Annotated in this window: 18 protein-coding genes; 14 read left to right on the top strand and 4 right to left on the bottom strand. The window is 42.5% G+C overall.

Annotated elements, in window-relative coordinates:
• The first annotated feature begins 89 nt into the window (after positions 1-89).
• Positions 90-1010 carry a DUF58 domain-containing protein gene (locus BLP33_RS18965; RefSeq protein WP_090531996.1) on the top strand — a complete coding sequence of 307 codons (921 nt, stop codon included), beginning with the start codon at positions 90-92 and terminating at the stop codon, positions 1008-1010.
• Positions 1011-1212: 202 nt separating this feature from the next.
• Here the strand turns inward: BLP33_RS18965 and BLP33_RS18960 are convergent, their stop codons facing one another.
• Positions 1213-2532, bottom strand: a complete 1320-nt coding sequence (locus BLP33_RS18960) for a sensor histidine kinase (RefSeq protein WP_090531994.1) — start codon at positions 2530-2532, stop codon at positions 1213-1215.
• Between the two features lie 13 nt (positions 2533-2545).
• On the bottom strand, positions 2546-3223 hold the full coding sequence (locus tag BLP33_RS18955) for a response regulator transcription factor (RefSeq protein ID WP_090531992.1): 678 nt from the start codon (positions 3221-3223) through the stop codon (positions 2546-2548).
• Between the two features lie 212 nt (positions 3224-3435).
• Here BLP33_RS18955 and BLP33_RS18950 point away from each other — a divergent pair, with 212 nt between their 5' ends.
• The gene (locus BLP33_RS18950; protein WP_090531990.1) at positions 3436-4899 is read left to right on the top strand and encodes a glycoside hydrolase family 130 protein; all 1464 of its coding nucleotides are present in this window, start codon (positions 3436-3438) and stop codon (positions 4897-4899) included.
• Between the two features lie 175 nt (positions 4900-5074).
• A complete protein-coding gene (locus BLP33_RS18945) occupies positions 5075-5743 on the top strand; it encodes a hypothetical protein (RefSeq protein ID WP_090531988.1) in 669 nt (222 codons plus the stop codon).
• On the opposite strand, the gene BLP33_RS18940 is transcribed toward BLP33_RS18945, so the two are convergent.
• Positions 5740-6423, bottom strand: a complete 684-nt coding sequence (locus tag BLP33_RS18940) for a phosphatase PAP2 family protein (protein ID WP_090531985.1) — start codon at positions 6421-6423, stop codon at positions 5740-5742. The genes BLP33_RS18945 and BLP33_RS18940 overlap by 4 nt on opposite strands.
• Positions 6424-6503: 80 nt before the next feature.
• Between BLP33_RS18940 and BLP33_RS18935 the strand changes: the two genes are divergently transcribed.
• Both BLP33_RS18935 and BLP33_RS18930 read left to right on the top strand, forming a co-directional pair.
• Positions 6504-8438: an amino acid permease gene (locus BLP33_RS18935; protein ID WP_090531983.1), complete on the top strand. Its 1935-nt coding sequence runs from the start codon at positions 6504-6506 to the stop codon at positions 8436-8438.
• A 5-nt stretch (positions 8439-8443) separates the two neighbouring features.
• Entirely contained in the window at positions 8444-8857 is a 414-nt protein-coding gene (locus BLP33_RS18930) for a DUF5655 domain-containing protein (RefSeq protein WP_254780200.1), read from the top strand.
• Positions 8858-9019: 162 nt separating this feature from the next.
• On the opposite strand, the gene BLP33_RS18925 is transcribed toward BLP33_RS18930, so the two are convergent.
• A complete protein-coding gene (locus tag BLP33_RS18925) occupies positions 9020-10969 on the bottom strand; it encodes a KUP/HAK/KT family potassium transporter (RefSeq protein ID WP_090531981.1) in 1950 nt (649 codons plus the stop codon).
• Positions 10970-11226: 257 nt separating this feature from the next.
• Between BLP33_RS18925 and BLP33_RS18920 the strand changes: the two genes are divergently transcribed.
• The 9 genes from BLP33_RS18920 to BLP33_RS18880 all read left to right on the top strand — a co-directional run bounded on the left by BLP33_RS18920 (position 11227) and on the right by BLP33_RS18880 (position 18868).
• Complete coding sequence (locus tag BLP33_RS18920) at positions 11227-11682, top strand: T9SS type A sorting domain-containing protein (RefSeq protein WP_175490060.1); 456 nt, start codon at positions 11227-11229, stop codon at positions 11680-11682.
• A gap of 212 nt (positions 11683-11894) precedes the next feature.
• Positions 11895-12506 carry a fumarylacetoacetate hydrolase family protein gene (locus BLP33_RS18915; protein WP_090531977.1) on the top strand — a complete coding sequence of 204 codons (612 nt, stop codon included), beginning with the start codon at positions 11895-11897 and terminating at the stop codon, positions 12504-12506.
• Positions 12507-12508: 2 nt separating this feature from the next.
• Complete coding sequence (locus BLP33_RS18910; protein ID WP_090531975.1) at positions 12509-14230, top strand: M23 family metallopeptidase; 1722 nt, start codon at positions 12509-12511, stop codon at positions 14228-14230.
• Positions 14231-14245: 15 nt separating this feature from the next.
• A complete protein-coding gene (bcp, locus tag BLP33_RS18905; RefSeq protein WP_090531973.1) occupies positions 14246-14707 on the top strand; it encodes a thioredoxin-dependent thiol peroxidase in 462 nt (153 codons plus the stop codon).
• A gap of 52 nt (positions 14708-14759) precedes the next feature.
• Entirely contained in the window at positions 14760-15605 is an 846-nt protein-coding gene (locus tag BLP33_RS18900) for a transketolase (RefSeq protein WP_090531971.1), read from the top strand.
• A 92-nt stretch (positions 15606-15697) separates the two neighbouring features.
• A complete protein-coding gene (locus BLP33_RS18895; protein ID WP_090531969.1) occupies positions 15698-16663 on the top strand; it encodes a transketolase family protein in 966 nt (321 codons plus the stop codon).
• A 31-nt stretch (positions 16664-16694) separates the two neighbouring features.
• Positions 16695-17249, top strand: a complete 555-nt coding sequence (locus BLP33_RS18890; RefSeq protein WP_090531966.1) for an RNA polymerase sigma factor — start codon at positions 16695-16697, stop codon at positions 17247-17249.
• A gap of 51 nt (positions 17250-17300) precedes the next feature.
• Positions 17301-18344, top strand: a complete 1044-nt coding sequence (locus tag BLP33_RS18885) for a hypothetical protein (protein ID WP_090531964.1) — start codon at positions 17301-17303, stop codon at positions 18342-18344.
• A gap of 17 nt (positions 18345-18361) precedes the next feature.
• Positions 18362-18868, top strand: a complete 507-nt coding sequence (locus tag BLP33_RS18880; protein WP_090531962.1) for a hypothetical protein — start codon at positions 18362-18364, stop codon at positions 18866-18868.
• The last annotated feature ends 44 nt before the right edge of the window (positions 18869-18912 follow it).

The raw sequence follows: 18912 nt of genomic DNA, 5'->3' as shown, positions 1-18912 counted from the left end.
TTAATGCTACACACTGTAGCATTAACACAACATATTTTTTGAAAAAGCGTTGCAATTTTGCAGCGCTTTTTTTATGCCTATATTAGCCTATGCCCAAATTAAACGATGATCAGCAAATAAGGCAACTGGCCAATGTCGAATTGCTGGCCCGGCAGGTGGTTGAAGGTTTTATAACCGGCCTGCACCAAAGTCCTTTTCATGGCTTTTCTGTGGAGTTTGCCGAACACCGGCTGTATAACAACGGCGAATCGGTAAAAAATATCGACTGGAAGCTGCTGGCCCGTACCGATAAATTGTTTGTAAAGCAATTTGAAGAGGAAACTAATCTTCGCTGTTTTTTGCTGCTGGATACTTCATCATCCATGAACTTTCCTGAAACGAGTACTAATAAGCTGCAGTTTTCGGTTTATGCCATAGCATCGCTGATGTACCTGTTCAAAAAACAGCGCGACGCTTTTGGGCTTTGTTTATTTTCGGATAAGATAGACTGGATCAGCGCGGCAAAATCAACCACTACTCACCTGTTTTATTTATATGCCGAGCTGGAAAAAATGTATGCCAGTCCTAAAGTAAACACGCAAACCAATATCACCAATGTGCTGCATCATATTGCGCAGGAAATTCATCAGCGTTCGCTGGTGATCATTTTTAGCGATATGCTGGAGAATAACCTGGATGCCGAAAAGCAGCAGGCTTTATTTGCGGCAATTCAGCATTTAAAGTTTAATAAACATGAGGTGGTGATCTTTAATGTTACCGATAAGCAAAAAGAACTTGAGTTTAATTTTGATAACCGTCCCCATCATTTTGTTGATATCGAAAGTGGTGACGAGCTGAAGGTGAACCCGGCCCGCATCCGCGACGCCTACAGGGCATCGTTAAAAGAGTACCGCCATCAGTTGGAGTTAAAATGTGCACAGTATCATATTGATTTGGTTGACGCCAATATTCATGAAGGCTATCATCATATCCTGAACACGTACCTGGTTAAGCGGAATAAGATGATATAAAGTATTTTCATTATTAAAACGGATCATGAGCGTTTCGGAATATGCAATGCTGTAATTCAATAGTAAGACACATGTGATGCCTCTCTACGGAATAAAAAAAGGCTGTTACCACCGGAAACAGCCTCTATAGTTAAATAGGGGATCTACTTATAAAATAACCTTTGTAAAGGTATTGATGCAATGTGAAGATTAAGTGAAGTCGTTACTCACGGTTAAATATGAGGAATATGCTCGTTCCCCTGTCTTTTACCGAATCTATTTTTACCCTGATGCCATGAAAAGCGGTAATACTTTTCACAATAGCTAAGCCAAGGCCGTAGCTTTCCTTTTCTTCGGTCTCAAATTTTTCAAAGCGGTTAAAAGCGTTTTCTATTTGTTGTTGATCCATCCCCGCACCTGTGTCTGTAATTTCCAGTGCATACACATCTTCCTTCAATTCATCGGCAACGGTGATACTGCCTTTGGGCTTATTGTATTTAATAGCATTGTTTATCAAATTGAACAATAGGGTATGCATCAGCGGCCGGTTACCCATAATGGAGTAGATGTATTTAATGTTATTGTTGAAGGTGAGATGTTTTTCTTCCAAACGGTCTTCCAGTTCTTCCTGTATCTCCATAATTACACCTGCTATCATCACCACTTCGGCTTTGTCATATTGATTATTTTCAACTTTTGAGATGAGCAGCAGGCTGTTAATAATAGATTTAAGCCGGTTTAATGTTTTCAGCGAAGCGTGCATCTTGTTTTCGCTGGCTTCGCTGAGTTCTTCCTGCAATAAAATATTCTCCAGCCGCGAGCTGATAATTGATATGGGCGTAAGTAACTCATGCGATACATTGGCAATGAACTGTTTTTCAAGAGCAAACAGGTTACTGATTTTTTTCATGAGCGTGCTGATACTGTCATCAAGCAGTTCAAAATCCTGTGTGGTGGTCTGGATCTTTTCATAATCAAAGTTCATGGGATCATTTACTTTGATCAGCTTGCGGTCGATGATCTTATAAAAGGGCGCAAGCAAAAATTTGGTAAACACCAGGTCGCTTACCAGCGTGAGGGCGAGTGCTATTATCAATGTCAAAAGGGTAAACCTTTTAATGATGGATTTTAATTCCTCAATGGAGGTAACTGACACGCCAATTTCAAGCAGATAGGTATGGTTGTTAAAATTAAACTGGTGAGTCAGGATGCGATAAGTTTGCGTGACCAGGTCACTGGTACGGGTTTCGGTTGTGAATTTTACAGCTTTGGTTTCGGTGGGCTCAAATTTAACAGGGGTTATAATAATGAACTCCTCTTTTAAAATATTATAATCGGTATAAGGCTTTTGATTAGCAAGCTTGCTGCTAATCTCTTTTGAACTGAGGTTTTTAAGCGTTTCTCTTTCATTTTCCTCAAGCCTGAGCTCTACATGATTATAGGAGATCTTCTCGATAGAAAGCAGGATAAGCAGGCCAGTGAAAAGTATAATGGCTAATTTGGTTAACGTATTATAAAGGGCCAGTTTTACCTGTAATTTCATGAGGCTGTCAATTTCAGATGTTGATACGGTAGCCGATGCTCCTTACGGTTTCAAACCAATCTATAGGGATATATACCGATAGCTTTTTACGCAGATTTTTAACGTGCACATCCACAAAGTTAGAGTCGGAATTTATTTCCAATACATCACCCCAAACATGTTCGGTGAGGTTGGTGCGCGATATTACCCTGTTTTTGTTAAGAACCAGGTAATTGAAGATCTCGAACTCTTTTTTGGTGAGGGTTATACGCTCATCATTGTAGGTAACGGTACGGTTCTGTATGTTGATCTTTAACCCTTTTACATTAATGTCATTACTCTCCAGTCGGTGTTTGCGGCGGGTGATGGCGTGCATACGGGCTAATAGCTCGTTTAATGAAAACGGCTTTGCCAGGTAATCGTCTGCACCCTGTTCAAGGCCCGATACCCGGTCGTCAACAGCGCCGCGGGCGGTGAGGATAATTACAGCATCTTCGCGTTCGTTCATGCCTTTCAGCATTTTAAGCAGGTCAAAGCCGTCACCGTCGGGCAAGCCCAGGTCGAGCAAGATAAAGTCATAATTGTTTACGAAGATTTTTTCAGATGCCGATTTTTTGGTGCGGGCGTGTTCAACCGTAAAACCTTCGTGGCTTAAAAATTCATCAACCTCAAGCGCAAGGCCTTTTTCGTCTTCAACAATTAGTACGTTCATAATTTTGCATTTACAGGAACTATCAATAAGGGTTACAGGATCAAGATTATTCACAGCAGGCAAAGTACCGTACCGAAGATTAATAAAGTATGAAGATAGGTTTTTATAGCGGCCTGTAAAGTGTCATTTTTTAAATCTTGCGTTTAAATTAAAAAAGCGCAAATCAATTTGCGCCGATTGGTGTTACAAACTAAAAGCTACCACTTCATTGTATGAGACTTTCTATCGAACGCAAACCCATCCGGGTAAATCCAGATCCGAAACGTGTAATAGCAAGATTTTTTTTTAATGGGAACGATCGCGCCAAAGAGGTTATTGAGCGTGTAATGTTAATCAGCGAAGATGATGCTTTTGGCATTGTATCGCCCTTGCTGCAGGAATATTCCAAAAGGCACCGTAATATAACCCGGGTGCTTAACAGGCATTGCAGCAAGCTTAAGCCCTTGTTTTTAGAGCTCAATATTGATTTTGATACGCTTACCGTTTACCGCAAGCTGCTCATTGGTTCTTATTTTACGCATGAGTATTCAATAGAATCGGCCGCCTTCTTTAATCCCTCGATAGTGGAAGATCCCGACCAAACCGAGCTTGAAGACGGCCAGCGCAGGGTGATCATCAGCTTCCGGGCGGTAGGCGAGGGGCATATCTCTTCCATAACTTTTCGCCGGGCCTGGATAGATAAGGATAACAACATCAGCATACAACCTGCGGGCAGTTACATTGATGAGGCCGAAATTGTGAGGAATGCCGTTTATAATAAAAAGCTTTTTTTTGAAAAAGCTGCCATCACCCAAATTAATATTGATGTTATAAGCGAACTGGAATCAAAGCTCGATCATCATTTTGAGTACGCCAACCTGCGCCGGATCATTATGGATTCGCAAAAATTACAGGAAGACGATATGAAACGGCTGGAGTATGATAAAGTGCTTTGGCTTGCCGATTCCTATTATGAAATTGTTTTTTCCCTGGATACCGATATTTCCGACAGGGTGATCTTCCCGATATCCGAATATGAACGTAAGGGTATTGAGGATGCCCGTTTTGTACAGTTTACCAACGATGACGGCAGCAAACTATATTACGCTACCTATACAGCTTATGATGGTTCGCTGATTATGCCCAAACTGCTGCAAACAACCGATTTTTATAACTTTAAGATCATGCCTTTGTACGGTGCGGGCGCACAGAATAAAAACCTGGCCTTGTTTCCGCGCAAGGTGAACGGCAAGTATGTGATGATATCGCGGATAGACGGCTGCAATAACTATATCATGTATTCGGATAAGATCAATATCTGGGAAAAGCCGGTGATGCTGCAACAGCCTAAATTTAGCTGGGAGTTTGTGCAGATAGGTAATTGCGGCTCGCCCATTGAAACACCCGATGGATGGATCATGATAACTCATGGCGTTGGCCCCATGCGCCGTTATGTGCTGGGTGCAAGCCTGCTTAAACTGGATGACCCAACGGTTGAGATTGGCCGCCTGCACGAGCCTTTGCTGATCCCCAACAGTGATGAGCGGGAAGGCTATGTACCTAACGTACTTTATTCATGCGGGGTAATTGTACACAACAATAAACTCATTATTCCGTACGGTGTTTCAGACTCATCAACTGCCTTTGCAGAAGTATGCCTGGATGAGCTTTTGAAAAAGCTTAAAGCCTTTATTTAAGCGCGCAAAGCCGAAGGCTGAAAGCGAAAAGCTTTGTGTTTGAAAAGCTTTCAGCCTTGAGCTTGCTGCTTTTAGCTCATATTTATATTGTTGATTATAAGTCATTTAGCTTTCATGTAAATCTCATAATGTATTATTAGTTAAAACTTATTCTTCTTTTTCAAGTTAAATAAATATGAAAAAGATAATTTTAAGCTTAAGCATAATACTGTTTTCGCTTACAGGTTTTAGCCAGGCACTTAAACCTGTAAAGATAGATAGCCTTGTCACGGTTTCATTACCCGAAGGCTTTACTAAAAAGGATACATTAGGCCAGCAGATATACCAGGGTAGTGCATCATTAGGTAATATTCTTGTTTTACGCGTGCCAAACGCTAATACAAAACCTTTAAACAAGGAGAGCGACCTGAAAGATGTATTTAAAACCTACATCAAAGGTATTCAAAAACAATCTGTTAATGGCAGTGTGATGTATCCGCGTGATACTACTATCGGTAAACTGGAAGGAAAGGTATTTACCCTCAGGATTGATAACAGCGGTTCAACCGGTGAATCTCCGGAGTTAAGAAATTTTATCCTGTTATATACCCAGGACGTAACCTACACTTTTGAATATAACTATCCTGAGCAAAGACTTGATCTGGCAAAGGCCGAACTGAAACAATTTTCGGGTTCTATCAAAATAGCGCCTACTTTAGATCGCCGCGATCAGTATTTGTCTGACGCAAAAGGCATGTCTGCACCTGCAAAGATTGGCATTTATGGAGGTGGAGCGGTTATAATACTGATCATTGTATTAACCGTGATCAAACGTAAAAACAGTCAGCTGGAAGCTGGAGTTTAATTAGCGACATGGGCTTTTTTGAATACGTTATCGAGCAGGCCCCTGTTCCATTTGGCCGAATTGATGAACTGCTTACCATCAAGCCATGTTAACCAAAATATAGTAACAAACACACCAATAGTCGAGCCGGCAAGCACGTCTTCATAAAAGTGCTCGGTTAAATAAATTCTTGAATAGCCAACCATTATGGCAACAAACAAGGCTGGGATTCCCCAGCCTTTGTTTTTACAGAGGTATGTTATGACCAGTGCGGCAGAAAAAGCACTCACCGTATGTCCGGACGGAAAACTGTATTTCTCCAATATATAAACACCTTCTACGGTATGCACCCTGCTCCACTGGCTTGCAAAGTATAGCTTTGGCCGGGGAGCGATATAAATGTATTTAAGGATTTGTGCCGCGATGGATGTTATGGCATAGCTGGAGGCCATTAACAGCCAGCTGCGGTAGCTGAATAAAAGCATAGCAAGTGATACTATCACGGCTGTGGTGCCGTCGCCGATATCTGTAACATAAGGCTCAATGGTATCAAGCCAGGGTTGGTGCCAACCATTAACCGTAAAAAAAATAGCTTCACGGGTAAATAGCAGTTTGATAGTCAGGCAGGTGGCTAAAACGATAAGGTAAAGGATAAAAAAAGGGCGGATCCTATGCAACACGTCTTTTATTCCTATCTTCATGCTGCAAAGTAAGCATATACTTATTCAATGCAAAAAAATGATTAATTTTGAGATTGGTTAGCACTTATTAATTAAACTACATGTCGAAAAGTATCTTTCGTAAAAAGTCGGTAGCAAAAATTTTAAATGATGTTGAATGTGGTTTTAGTGATAGTGAGCATCCCGGTACAGCAACATCCCAACTCAAAAAAGAACTTAACGTAAAAGACCTCACCCTCATGGGGATAGCCGCCGTTGTGGGGGCAGGTATATTTTCGACAATTGGCGAAGCCTCTTTCCACGGCGGCCCTGCGGTTTCCATTCTGTTTATTTTAACCGCAGTTACCTGCGGCTTTTCGGCTCTTTGTTATGCCGAGTTTGCCTCGCGCATCCCGGTCGCGGGCAGTGCGTATACTTACGCTTATGCCTCTTTCGGTGAATTGATAGCATGGATCATTGGCTGGGACCTGTTAATGGAATACGCCATTGGCAACATCGCGGTAGCCATTTCCTGGAGCGAATACTTTGTAAACCTGCTGGAAGGCTTTCATATCCATATGCCCAAGTTTCTGACTATGGACTATGTTTCGGCCCTGCGCGGGCATGAGCAGGTTCAGGCAGCAGGTGCAAACCTGGCTGATATCGGTGATAAGGTAAAAGCAGAAGCACTGGCCTGGGATCAGGCGCCGGGCATAGGCGGTTTTAAGCTCATTGCCAATTTACCCGCCCTTTTAATTGTTATCATCATCACTTACCTGGTTTATGTGGGCATCCGCGAAACAAAAAAGGCCACCAATGCTATGGTGGTTTTGAAGATAGTGATTGTTATAGCAGTTATAGTAGTCGGCTTTTTTTATGTAACACCTGCCAACTGGCACCCATTTATGCCTAACGGTTTCAGTGGCGTTATGAAAGGCGTATCGGGGGTGTTTTTTGCTTATATCGGCTTTGACGCCATCTCAACCACAGCCGAAGAATGTGAAAGGCCCCAGCGCGACCTGCCCCGCGGCATGATCTATTCGCTGGTGATTTGTACAGTATTGTATATCCTGATAGCATTGGTGCTTACCGGCATGGTAAGTTATAAAGACCTGCAGGTTGGTGACCCACTGGCCTTTGTTTTTGCAAAGGTGGGCTTAAATAAGATTAGCTATGTGATCTCCATTAGTGCGGTTGTTGCTACAGCGAGTGTATTGCTGATATTCCAGTTAGGCCAGCCCAGGATCTGGATGAGCATGAGCCGCGATGGTTTATTGCCTAAAGCATTTTCACGTATCCATCCAAAATATCAAACACCTGCTTTTGCCACCGTGGTGACCGGTTTTGTGGTGGCTATACCGGCCCTGTTCATGAACCTTACCGAAGTAACTGATTTGACCAGTATAGGTACCCTTTTTGCATTTGTACTGGTTTGCGGCGGTGTGCTGTTGCTGCCGCGTGAAGAGGCTGTTAAAGGCAAATTCCATTTACCATACGTGAATGGTAAATTTATTATACCAATTATCACACTGGTGATTTTGGGTTCGGTTGCCTGGTTTAAGCCGGCCGCGCAGGTTGAAATGATGCAGTTTAAGAAGCTAAAAGACCGTAGCGATATCATTGATAACATGGATAACAATGACAAGCTGAGCCTGCTTAAAACTACCAATCAGCTTTATAACGCTAATGTAACTGCCCAGCCCGACTCGGCTAAAAAATATTTTAAGGATATAGAAGAAGATAAATTCAATACCGCGCTAAGGAAAACGAACGATATCAGCGATGGTAAGAAGTATTATTTAGGTTTTGATGGCTTCCTGTATAATTTCCCTAACTATCTTTTCTTTATCCTGATCATTATTATAGCGGTTTACAGCTTTATTAAAAACTTCTCGCTCATCCCTGTTTTGGGGCTGATGAGCTGTTTTTACCTGATGACGGAACTTGGCTATACTAACTGGCTCAGGTTTTTGATATGGCTGGTGATAGGTCTGGTAATTTATGCCACTTACAGCTATAAAAACAGCGTGCTGGGCAAAGAAATCAAAACCGCGTAAAACTTATGTGGACCTGCCCTTTATGCGAACGTGAATTTACCGCCACCAACCAGGCGCATTCATGTCGCGACAGGGAGCTATCGGAAGCGCTAAGCAGCAAAACGCCCCATACCATAGCGCTGTTTGATCATTTGATTGATGAGTACCTGCAAATTACCGAAATTAAAGTTTATCCTACCAAAAGCATGATAGCATTGGGAGCAAGGATAAACTTTGCTTATGTTACCCAATTAGGTAAAAACTTTATTGATGTGGTATTTCCGTTTAAACAGGTTTATGACGATAACCTGTGCTTCAGTAAAATAAAACAAGTGCCCGGCACCGATCAGTATAATCACTACTTCAGGATGTATTTTAAGGAAGATATTGATGACGAGGTGCGAAAGTATATGCGTATAGCCTGGGAGAAAAGTATGTGACTATATAACTACCGCAAGCTTTCAGCCTGTGGGCGGCATAATGTAAGCTTTCAGCTTACACCCTTGAGCTGAAAGCTCAAATCATGGTATGCCACGCCTACGGCAGAAGTAAAAAAGAAAAGCCTCCCGTTTCCGGAAGGCTTTCAATATTAAAGGGGAAATTTAATTAACCCGGTGGATTTCAATGGCCTCAGGTATTGCAAGCACCAGCGGTACTTTCTCCACCGTTACAAAACTCAGGTCGAGGCCAAAACCGCGCTCTTCGGATAAGCTCACTTTTTTAAGCTGCTTGTAGTAATCCATAATAAACCTTTCAATAAACGACAGGTTATGTGAACGTGAAAAGATCTTTTCGATCACTACAAAACGAAAATCGCCGACAATTTTATGCCTGTTCAGTGATTTATAAGTGCTGGTAATATCAACCTCGCCTTTTTTAACCAGGTCTTCCACCACTTTCCTGAATAGCAGGTTTATTTGCTGTTCAACGCGGAAACCGAGCTTAAAGTCAATCCGGATGAGTTTATTTGGCACTAAATGGTCAACTTCGTATTCGCGTTTATAAGGTTCATCCACTACGTCAACGTGTACCAGCCAGTAAACATCGGCACGTTTAGGCTGTTTTTGCAGTATGGAGTAAACAATTTTTGATTCTATTTCTGAATTGAAGTTGGCACTGGTTAAATACACCAGTTGCGAAGCATATTTAGGCACACTTTCGTCAGAGCTTAACTCCTTTATGATATCAAAATAGTCTTCTATCTCAACAAACTTCACATAGCGGTTCCTGATCTTGCGGGCGGTATGCCAGGTCCACATTACAGTAAACAGCACAAAACCTATCGACAGTGTAAACCAACCGCCATCTAAAAACTTATGCAGGTTACCGGTAAGGAAGGTTCCTTCAATAAGCAGGTAAACCGCCAAAAACGTATTGATGATATAGTTGGGTACTTTTTTGCGTTTCAGGAATTTGGATACCAGTATGGTGGTCATAAGCATGGCTACGGTAATACTTAAGCCGTAAGCAGCCTCCATTTTATCCGAATGTTTGAATATCAGCACCACACCTAAACAACCGGCCCAAAGCAGCCAGTTAACGCTGGGTACATATAGCTGTCCTTTTTGCTCGGATGGGTAGTTGATCCTAACTTTTGGCCAAAGATTAAGCCTTACCGCTTCGGCAATGAGCGTAAACGAACCTGATATCAGCGCCTGGCTGGCAATGATGGCCGCTACTGTAGCTATGCCGATACCATATATCAGGAACCATGTTGGCATGATTTGATAAAAAGGGTTTTGAGCGTTAAGGTCCATAACGTGCCCGTTACGTTGTAGCAGCCAAACTGCCTGGCCTAAATAGTTTAGGATAAGGCAAATCTTAACATAAACCCAGCTTACGCGGATATTGGCTTTACCGCAATGACCAAGATCGGAGTACAATGCTTCGGCACCCGTGGTACACAGAAACACGGCACCTAATATAATGAAGGCGCCATCGCTTGAGCTTGAGGTAAGCAATTTAATGGCATAGTACGGGTTTAACGAGCGGATAACCCATGGATCATGTACGATATAGGTAACACCTAAAAAGCCCATCATCGTAAACCAGACGAACATGATAGGCCCGAATGCCTTACCTACCAGTGATGTGCCGAATTGCTGTATGATAAATAAAGCGGTAATAATGGCCATTACCACATATACAGTAGGCAAATTAGGGTAATAGGTTTGCAAACCTTCAATGGCCGATGATATGGTAATTGGCGGGGTAATAATGCCATCGGCCAAAAGGGCGCAGCCCCCTACAACCGCCGGTATAATAAGCCATTTTGCTTTACGCCGTACTAATGAAAACAGCGAGAAAATGCCGCCCTCACCCTTGTTATCGGCCCTTAGGGTTATCACCACATACTTTAAAGTGGTTTGCAGGGTTAATGTCCAAAAAATGAGCGAAACACCTCCAAGAATTAATGTTTCTGAAATTTGACGCTGGCCAACTATAGCCTTGAATACGTATAATGGGGAGGTACCAATATCACCGTAAATTATTCCTAAACTGATTAGAAAGCCCGCGGCCGACAGTTTATGCAGATCTTTATGATTTGACACTTTTATGATTTAGAGATGGCAAAAATATTAATTTTTTTGGTTAAACCATTAGAATGATTAAACGTATAAGGAAATTATGTGTCTATTATACAATAAGGCTGTGCATTTTGTTAAAATTTGTTAAAAAGTTTTACAAAAACACTAATATTTAATGGGATGAGGGCATTATTTATACTTTTGTAGAATCATACTAAATAATGAGGCGAAATTTTACATATTCTTATGTTTATACCTATACATGGGTCGTGATAATTGCGATGGCAATTTTCGTGAACTTCGCCTTTGTTGCCGATGGTCATTCGCTAAAGTCTGATACCGTGTATCTTAGGGGTAAAACTAAAGCTGCCAAAACCTCTTATTTAAAGAATGGCTTGCACCTTTCGCTTCCTCCATTAAAACCCGCTGTTACTTCAAGTGTAAAATTGAATGTATCCCGGCCCGATGATAAACTACTAACTGATGTGCAATTGTACCCTAACCCGGTAACTGACCAGATCAATCTTAAATATTCCATTTCGCGCAATACCAACGTAACCATTAAAATAATGGATGTGCTGGGCAACGATATTTCTACCCTGTTTTCTCAAAGGGTTGAATCCGGCGATCATAATCTGAATTACCCGATCAGCAATAAGCTGGTCCGTGGTTTTTACTTTGTCCGCGTTGTTGCCGGCACCGAATCTGTTATCAAAAGGATTTCGGTTATTAATTAAATTCGATTAAAATTAATTTTTTCATTTTTGACTGCCCCAGCGGGGCAAAAGGTTTGTAGCAATTGAATGAACCCCATTTGGGCGTGCCAGAGGTACGCAACTTGCCTGCGTAAGTTTTACTTGAGGGGAACGTCAAATTATTAATACAACATTATAAACCTTCCTCCCAAACCCATCAATTTTTTTAGCTTTGGCGATTATAGCGTTCATTTATGAAAATTATTGCCATTGGCCGCAACTACGCCGAACACGCCAAAGAACTCAATAACCCGGTACCCACAACGCCGGTTATCTTCATGAAGCCCGATACGGCCTTATTAAAAGAGAACAAGCCTTTTTACCATCCCGATTTTTCGGAAGATGTACACCATGAAATTGAATTGGTTTTGAAGGTCAGTAAAGAGGGCAAACACATCAGCGAAAAATTTGCCGCTAATTACTATGAAGAAATTGGCTTAGGTATTGATTTTACCGCGCGTGATGTTCAGGCACGCCACAAAGAAAAAGGCCTTCCCTGGGAACTGGCTAAAGCCTTTGATGGCTCGGCGCCCATCAGCACTTTTGTACCTAAGACTAAGTTTGAATCTGTTTATGATATCAACTTTAAACTTGATATCAACGGCGAAACCCGCCAGCAGGGCAACACCCGCGATTTGCTTTTTTCGTTTGAGAGCATCATCGCCTTTGTTTCAAAATACATCACCCTTAAAAAGGGCGACCTAATATTTACCGGCACCCCACCAGGTGTATCAAAAGTAAAAATCGGCGATAGACTTGAGGGATACCTCGAAGATGAGAAAATGCTCGATTTTTACGTTAAGTAAGCATGATAAAAAAACTATTGGTTACAGGCGCGATGTGTTTGGCGCTTTATTCAAACACGTATGCGCAGAATAATACTATCCAAAGCAGGCAATACCAGCAAAACTATTTCAGGTATCCGCTTGATCTTACGCCGCCCACTACAGCCGGTTCATTTGGTGAATTGAGGCCCGCGCATTTCCACTCAGGGTTGGATTTTAAAACCAACCAGCGTACCGGCTACCCTGTACATGCCGCTGCCGAAGGTTACATATCAAGGGTACGTGTACAGTTTGGTGGGTTTGGGAGGGCTATTTACATCACCCATCCCAATGGGTATACTACGGTTTATGGTCACCTGCAAAGTTTTAGTCCGGCGGTTATTGACCTGGTAAAGAAATACCAGTACGAGCACCAAACCTACGAAGCTGATTTTAAACTTACACCAACACAGGTGCCGGTAAAAAAGGATGAGGTTGTAGCTATTTCAGGAAATGCCGGTGCATCGGCCGGGCCGCATGTGCACTTTGAGATCAGGGACAGTAAAACAGAGGAAACTATCAATGCACAGCTATTTGGTTTAACCATTCCTGATAAAGTGCCGCCTGCAATTACCGCTATTGGTATCTATCACCTCAACGGAAAACCGTTCAGCGAAAAAACGCCCAGGGAGTTTTTAGGCGTTACGGGCTCAGCAGGTAATTATCATCTCCTTAAACCACAAACGCTGGAACTAAGCGGCAATATCGGATTCGGGATTAATACCACCGATATGAACAGCACATCGTTTAATCATAACGGCGTTTATTCTATAGAGCTAAAACTGGATGGCAAAATCGTGTATACCTTTGCGGTTGAACGTTTCGCGTTTGATCAGACCCATGCCATCAATGCGTATATAGATTACCCTGCATTTGAATCATCCCGCAGGTGGATGCAGAAATGTTTCATTTTGCCCGGCAGCCGGATTTCATTGTATCCGCAATCGGTAAATAACGGCATCATTACGTTTGGTGATAACGCGACGCATGATGTGGAGTATATTGTAAAGGATGTGGCGGGCAATACAGCATCGCTTAACCTGAAGGTTAAATCATCTCCGTTTACAAACCCACAGCCTGTGAAACCTACCGGTACTATGTTTTACTATGACAAGCGGAGCGAGTTTAGCAACGACAAAGTGAAAGTGATCATTATGCCAGGTAACCTTTATGATGACCTTGATTTTCAATATTCAGCATCAACCAAACCTGCAGGTGCTTATTCTGCCGTGCACCATATCCATAACCGGTTAACGCCCATTCACGATAATTATGAAATCTGGATCAAGCCCGATGTCGACCTGGGTAATTACACTGATAAGGCGGTTATTGTAAGTTCTTGGGGCGGCTGCCAGGGCGGTTACTTTAAAGATGGCTATGTGATATCGCAGGTGAGTGCCTTCGGCGACTATTATGTCAAGGTAGATACGGTGGCCCCGGTAATTCATCCTTTAAACATCAAAAATGGCAGCAACATGAAGGCTGCCCGCAGTATTAATTTCAGAATGAGCGATAATTTATCCGGAATTAAGAGTTATACCGGCACCATTGATGGCAAATGGGTGCTGATGGAGCATGATTATAAAAGTAAAATATTAAGTTACACGTTTAATAGCGATATTGCACCCGGTAAACACGTGTTTAAGTTGACTTTAGTTGATAACAAGAATAATTTTTCGGAATTTTCCGCCGATTTTTCCAGATAAGTACCTAAATAAGCCATGACAACATTAAAAGAAGGCGATAAAGCTCCTGCTTTTACCGCTAAAGATCAAAACGGCAAAGAAGTATCCCTTGCCGATTATAAAGGCAAAAATGTGATCCTTTACTTTTATCCTAAAGATGATACCCCCGGCTGTACTGCCGAATCATGCGATTTCAGGGATAACTATCAATCACTTTTAAGCAAAGGTTTTGAGGTGATAGGGGTAAGTACCGACGACGAAAAATCGCACAAAAAATTTGAAACCAAATACAGCCTGCCATTTACCCTGATAGCGGATAATGAGCTTAAAATTGTAGAAGCTTACGGCGTATGGGTTGAAAAAAACATGTACGGCAAAAAATATATGGGTACAGCCCGTACCACATTTATAATTGATGCAGAAGGGGTTATTACGCATGTGATCAGTAAGGTTGATACTAAGGCCTCGTCACAACAGGTGCTCGATCTTATAAAATAAGTGTTAAAAACACAATCAAAATAGCTACTTTAGCAGTTCCTAAATTCCATTAATGAAAGCAGACTTACAAACATTAGAAAAAACCGCGTCACAAATCAGGCGCGACATTGTACGCATGGTACATGGCTGTCAATCAGGCCACCCGGGCGGCTCATTGGGCTGTACCGATTTCTTTACCGCATTGTATTTTTCGGTAATGAACCACGATCCTAAATTTAATATGGATGCAGTTGGAGAAGATATTTTCTTCCTGTCAAACGGCCATATTTCCCCCGTGTTTTACAGCACATTGGCACATGCCGGTTATTTTGATAAAGCCGAACTGGCAACTTTCCGTAAACTGAACGCGCGTTTACAAGGTCACCCAACCACACATGAGCATCTTCCGGGTATCCGTATTGCTTCGGGTTCATTGGGACAGGGTTTATCGGTAGCTATCGGCGCTGCATTGGCAAAAAAATTAAACGGTGATAAATCATTGGTGTTTACCCTGCATGGCGATGGCGAGATCCAGGAAGGCCAGATTTGGGAAGCTGCAATGTTTGCCCCGCACAATCATGTTGATAACCTGATCTCAACTATCGATGTTAACGGTCAGCAAATTGATGGTCCAACCAAACAGGTACTTTCATTAGGCGATCTTCGCGCTAAATGGGAAGCTTTTGGCTGGGATGTATTGGATATGAAAGGTAACGATATGGCCGATGTGGTTAGAGTGCTTGAAGAAGCAAAAAGCCGCACAGGTCAGGGTAAACCGATCATGATCCTGATGCATACCGAAATGGGGTACGGTGTTGACTTTATGGTGGGCAGCCACAAATGGCACGGTGTTGCGCCAAATGATGAGCAGCTTAAACTGGCTTTAGATCAGTTAGAGGAAACACTGGGCGATTATTAGTCCCTGGCCCCCTGAAGGGGAAGTTTAGAAACATCAGTTTAATTATTACGATTTAATGCCAATCCCTCTCGATTGCAGGGGGAATTTGAACAATGAAAAAATACACTTACACAGATAAAAAAGATACCCGCTCGGGCTTTGGCGCCGGGTTGCTGGAAGCAGGCCAGAAAAATGATCAGGTTGTTGCACTTTGCGCCGACCTTATTGGTTCGTTAAAAATGAACGATTTTATTAAAGCATTCCCTGAACGTTTTGTACAGGTAGGTATTGCTGAAGCTAACATGATCGGTATTGCTGCCGGTATGACCATCGGCGGTAAAATTCCTTTCACCGGTACTTTCGCCAACTTTTCAACCGGCAGGGTTTATGACCAGATCCGTCAATCAGTAGCTTACTCAAACAAAAACGTTAAAATTTGCGCTTCACATGCCGGTTTAACTTTGGGCGAAGACGGTGCCACTCACCAGATTTTGGAAGATATAGGCCTGATGAAAATGTTACCAGGTATGACTGTTATCAACACCTGCGATTATAACCAAACTAAAGCCGCTACTGTTGCTATTGCTGAGTATGATGGCCCGGTTTACTTACGTTTCGGCCGCCCGGTTGTTCCGATCTTTACCGATCCCGATCAAAAATTTGAAATTGGTAAAGCATGGATGGTGAACGAAGGCGCTGATGTAAGTATCTTTGCTACAGGTCACCTGGTATGGCAGGCTATCCTTGCCGGCGAAATTTTGGCTGAGCAGGGCATTGATGCCGAGATCATCAACATCCACACCATTAAACCGTTGGATGAAGAGGCTATTTTGAAATCGGTTGCTAAAACAGGCTGCGTAGTTACTGCCGAAGAACACAACCGTTTGGGTGGCTTAGGCGATAGCGTTGCACAGGTGCTTGCAGTGCACAATCCATCACCACAGGAGTACGTAGCTGTAAATGACAGCTTTGGTGAAAGCGGTACACCTGAACAGCTGATGACCAAATACGGTCTGGATGCAGATCATATTGTGGCAGCGGTGAAAAAGGTGATAGAAAGAAAAAACAAAAAAGGTTAATTAAACCTTTAACATTAATAAAATTCTAAAAATGTCGGTACAGGTTGAAGATTCAGAGATATTAAGCAAGTTTCAGGACGAAAAGACCCGGAATGAAGCATTTAACCTGTTGTTAAAAAAATACCAGCAAAAAATATACTGGCACATCAGGCGCATGGTTGTTGATCATGACGATGCTGATGATCTGGTTCAGGATGTTTTTGTAAAGGTTTGGAAAAACCTGGCCGGTTTCAGAAACGACGCGCAACTGTACACCTGGATGTACAGGATAGCATCCAACGAATGCATTACTTTTTTGAATAAGAAAAAACAAAAAAATAATGTTTCGTTGGATGATGTTGCTTATGAGCTGGCCGATACGCTGGCCGACTCAACCTACTTTAACGGCGATGCTGCGCAGCGTAAGCTACAGGAAGCACTGCTTACCCTGCCCGAAAAACAACGGCTTGTTTTCAATATGAAATATTATGAAGACATGAAGTATGAAGAAATGTCGCAGGTTTTGGGTACCAGCGTGGGGGCTTTAAAGGCTTCGTTTCACCTGGCGGTCAAGAAGATAGAAGCTCATTTGCTTGGCAGGGATTAATTTTTTAATTTACGTTAAACCTTTTAGCACTATACCAATCTATAGTTGTGTATGAAAAGCGATATGGACAATAGGGAATGGCTGGATGATTTCATCGCGCTGAAACAGGTTAGCAAAACTAACCCGTTCACAGTGCCTGAAGGCTATTTCCATGAGTTAGCGCAGCACATTACAACACGTATAAGGCTTGAGGGATTAAAAAACTATCCATCTGCAGGGTATACCATACCCGAAAATTACTTTGACGAGCTAAGCAGCAACATCCGGAGCCGTATAAATATTGAGCGTGCTTTAAGCGCCGGTGATTCGGGGTTTACCGTTCCCGAAAATTATTTTGATGAGCTGAGCAGCAATATTCAAAGCCGTATTGTGGTGGATGAAGCCATGAATGCGGGAGAGGGTTTCACGGTGCCCGAAAACTATTTTGACGAGTTAAGCAGCAATATCCAAAGCCGTATAGCGGTAGAGGAGGCCATGAACCTGGCTGATGAAGGCTTCACCGTACCCGAAAATTACTTTGATGAACTGAGCAGCAACATCCAAAGCCGTATCGCGGTTGAGGAAGCCATGGGCGATGAAGGGTTTACTGTTCCTGAAAATTATTTTGAGGAGCTAAGTGCCAATATTCAAAGCCGCATAGCAGTTGAGGAGGCAATAAATGCCGAGCACGAAGGTTTTGTTGTACCGATAGATTACTTTGATAAGCTTAACCAGCGCATCCTGGATAAAACAGTTAATGCTGAAGTTGAAGAGGAGCAGGAGATTGATAATGTTATAAGCATTAACAAAGCAAAACCTGTACAGAAAAAAGGAATGGTGAGAAGGCTTTGGTTGTCGCCAACCATCAGGTATGCTACAGCGGCCTGCTTTGCTTTAATATTAGGTGTGGGTGTTATTTTCAGGGGAGATATCCAGGCGCCGGATCATAACCATTCTTACTTGCATGAGCAGGTATCATCGGTGCCGGTTGATGAAATAAAAAGCTATCTTCAGTTACACATGGACGCGAGCGATACCCGTACGCTGATAGATGCAAACCAAAAAAGCAACACAAGTAATGCAGACGAAGATCTGTCGGATTATATAGATAATTAAACAGAGGAAAAAATTTAATGAGTAAATTGATCAGGCATATTTGTATTGTGTTATTTGTTATGGCATTAGGCTATGAAGCTGTGGGGCAGGTTAACCGCTTTGTTCCGGCTCAAACGCCCTCAAGGCCCCAACTTAACCCGGTACGTCCTAATGGCAACAAAAAGGGCGCTATGGGTAAAAGGCTTGAGGCTGCCCGTAACAGGTATATCAGCCGCCAGCTTGATCTTACTGATGAAGAGGCTAACAAATTCTGGCCGCTTTATAATCAGTACCAGCAGGAGCTTACTGCTGTGCGCATTCTGAAGCGTTTAAATAACTCCACTTCATCAACCAACGGCACCGAGCAAATAGATAAGGAAATCTATTACGAAAGCCAGCTGGTTGGGATCCGTAAACGCTACCGCGATTCCTTTGCCAAGATTCTTCCGCCCGAAAAGGTGAGTGTCCTGTACAAAAGCGAACAGGAATTTAACGATGAGCTCATCAAACAACTCAGCGAACGCAGCGAAAGAGCGGGGAATTAAAACCAATTAATGAATTATTGAATTAGTGAATTGGTCAATTCACT

It is taken from the genome of Mucilaginibacter sp. NFR10 (genome assembly GCF_900100445.1).
In the GTDB taxonomy this organism is placed as follows: Bacteria; Bacteroidota; Bacteroidia; order Sphingobacteriales; family Sphingobacteriaceae; genus Mucilaginibacter; species Mucilaginibacter rubeus.
Note: the sequence above shows the minus strand (reverse complement) of the source record. Positions and strands in the feature narration are given on the sequence as shown.

Bases quoted from the DNA above. Each gene is read 5' to 3' on its own strand.
- BLP33_RS18965 (WP_090531996.1), top strand. From the start codon at position 90: ATGCCCAAATTAAACGATGATCAGCAAATAAGGCAACTGGCCAATGTC.
- BLP33_RS18960 (WP_090531994.1), bottom strand. From the start codon at position 2,532: ATGAAATTACAGGTAAAACTGGCCCTTTATAATACGTTAACCAAATTA.
- BLP33_RS18955 (WP_090531992.1), bottom strand. From the start codon at position 3,223: ATGAACGTACTAATTGTTGAAGACGAAAAAGGCCTTGCGCTTGAGGTT.
- BLP33_RS18950 (WP_090531990.1), top strand. From the start codon at position 3,436: ATGAGACTTTCTATCGAACGCAAACCCATCCGGGTAAATCCAGATCCG.
- BLP33_RS18945 (WP_090531988.1), top strand. From the start codon at position 5,075: ATGAAAAAGATAATTTTAAGCTTAAGCATAATACTGTTTTCGCTTACA.
- BLP33_RS18940 (WP_090531985.1), bottom strand. From the start codon at position 6,423: ATGAAGATAGGAATAAAAGACGTGTTGCATAGGATCCGCCCTTTTTTT.
- BLP33_RS18935 (WP_090531983.1), top strand. From the start codon at position 6,504: ATGTCGAAAAGTATCTTTCGTAAAAAGTCGGTAGCAAAAATTTTAAAT.
- BLP33_RS18930 (WP_254780200.1), top strand. From the start codon at position 8,444: ATGTGGACCTGCCCTTTATGCGAACGTGAATTTACCGCCACCAACCAG.
- BLP33_RS18920 (WP_175490060.1), top strand. From the start codon at position 11,227: ATGGCAATTTTCGTGAACTTCGCCTTTGTTGCCGATGGTCATTCGCTA.
- BLP33_RS18915 (WP_090531977.1), top strand. From the start codon at position 11,895: ATGAAAATTATTGCCATTGGCCGCAACTACGCCGAACACGCCAAAGAA.
- BLP33_RS18910 (WP_090531975.1), top strand. From the start codon at position 12,509: ATGATAAAAAAACTATTGGTTACAGGCGCGATGTGTTTGGCGCTTTAT.
- bcp (WP_090531973.1), top strand. From the start codon at position 14,246: ATGACAACATTAAAAGAAGGCGATAAAGCTCCTGCTTTTACCGCTAAA.
- BLP33_RS18900 (WP_090531971.1), top strand. From the start codon at position 14,760: ATGAAAGCAGACTTACAAACATTAGAAAAAACCGCGTCACAAATCAGG.
- BLP33_RS18895 (WP_090531969.1), top strand. From the start codon at position 15,698: ATGAAAAAATACACTTACACAGATAAAAAAGATACCCGCTCGGGCTTT.
- BLP33_RS18890 (WP_090531966.1), top strand. From the start codon at position 16,695: ATGTCGGTACAGGTTGAAGATTCAGAGATATTAAGCAAGTTTCAGGAC.
- BLP33_RS18885 (WP_090531964.1), top strand. From the start codon at position 17,301: ATGAAAAGCGATATGGACAATAGGGAATGGCTGGATGATTTCATCGCG.
- BLP33_RS18880 (WP_090531962.1), top strand. From the start codon at position 18,362: ATGAGTAAATTGATCAGGCATATTTGTATTGTGTTATTTGTTATGGCA.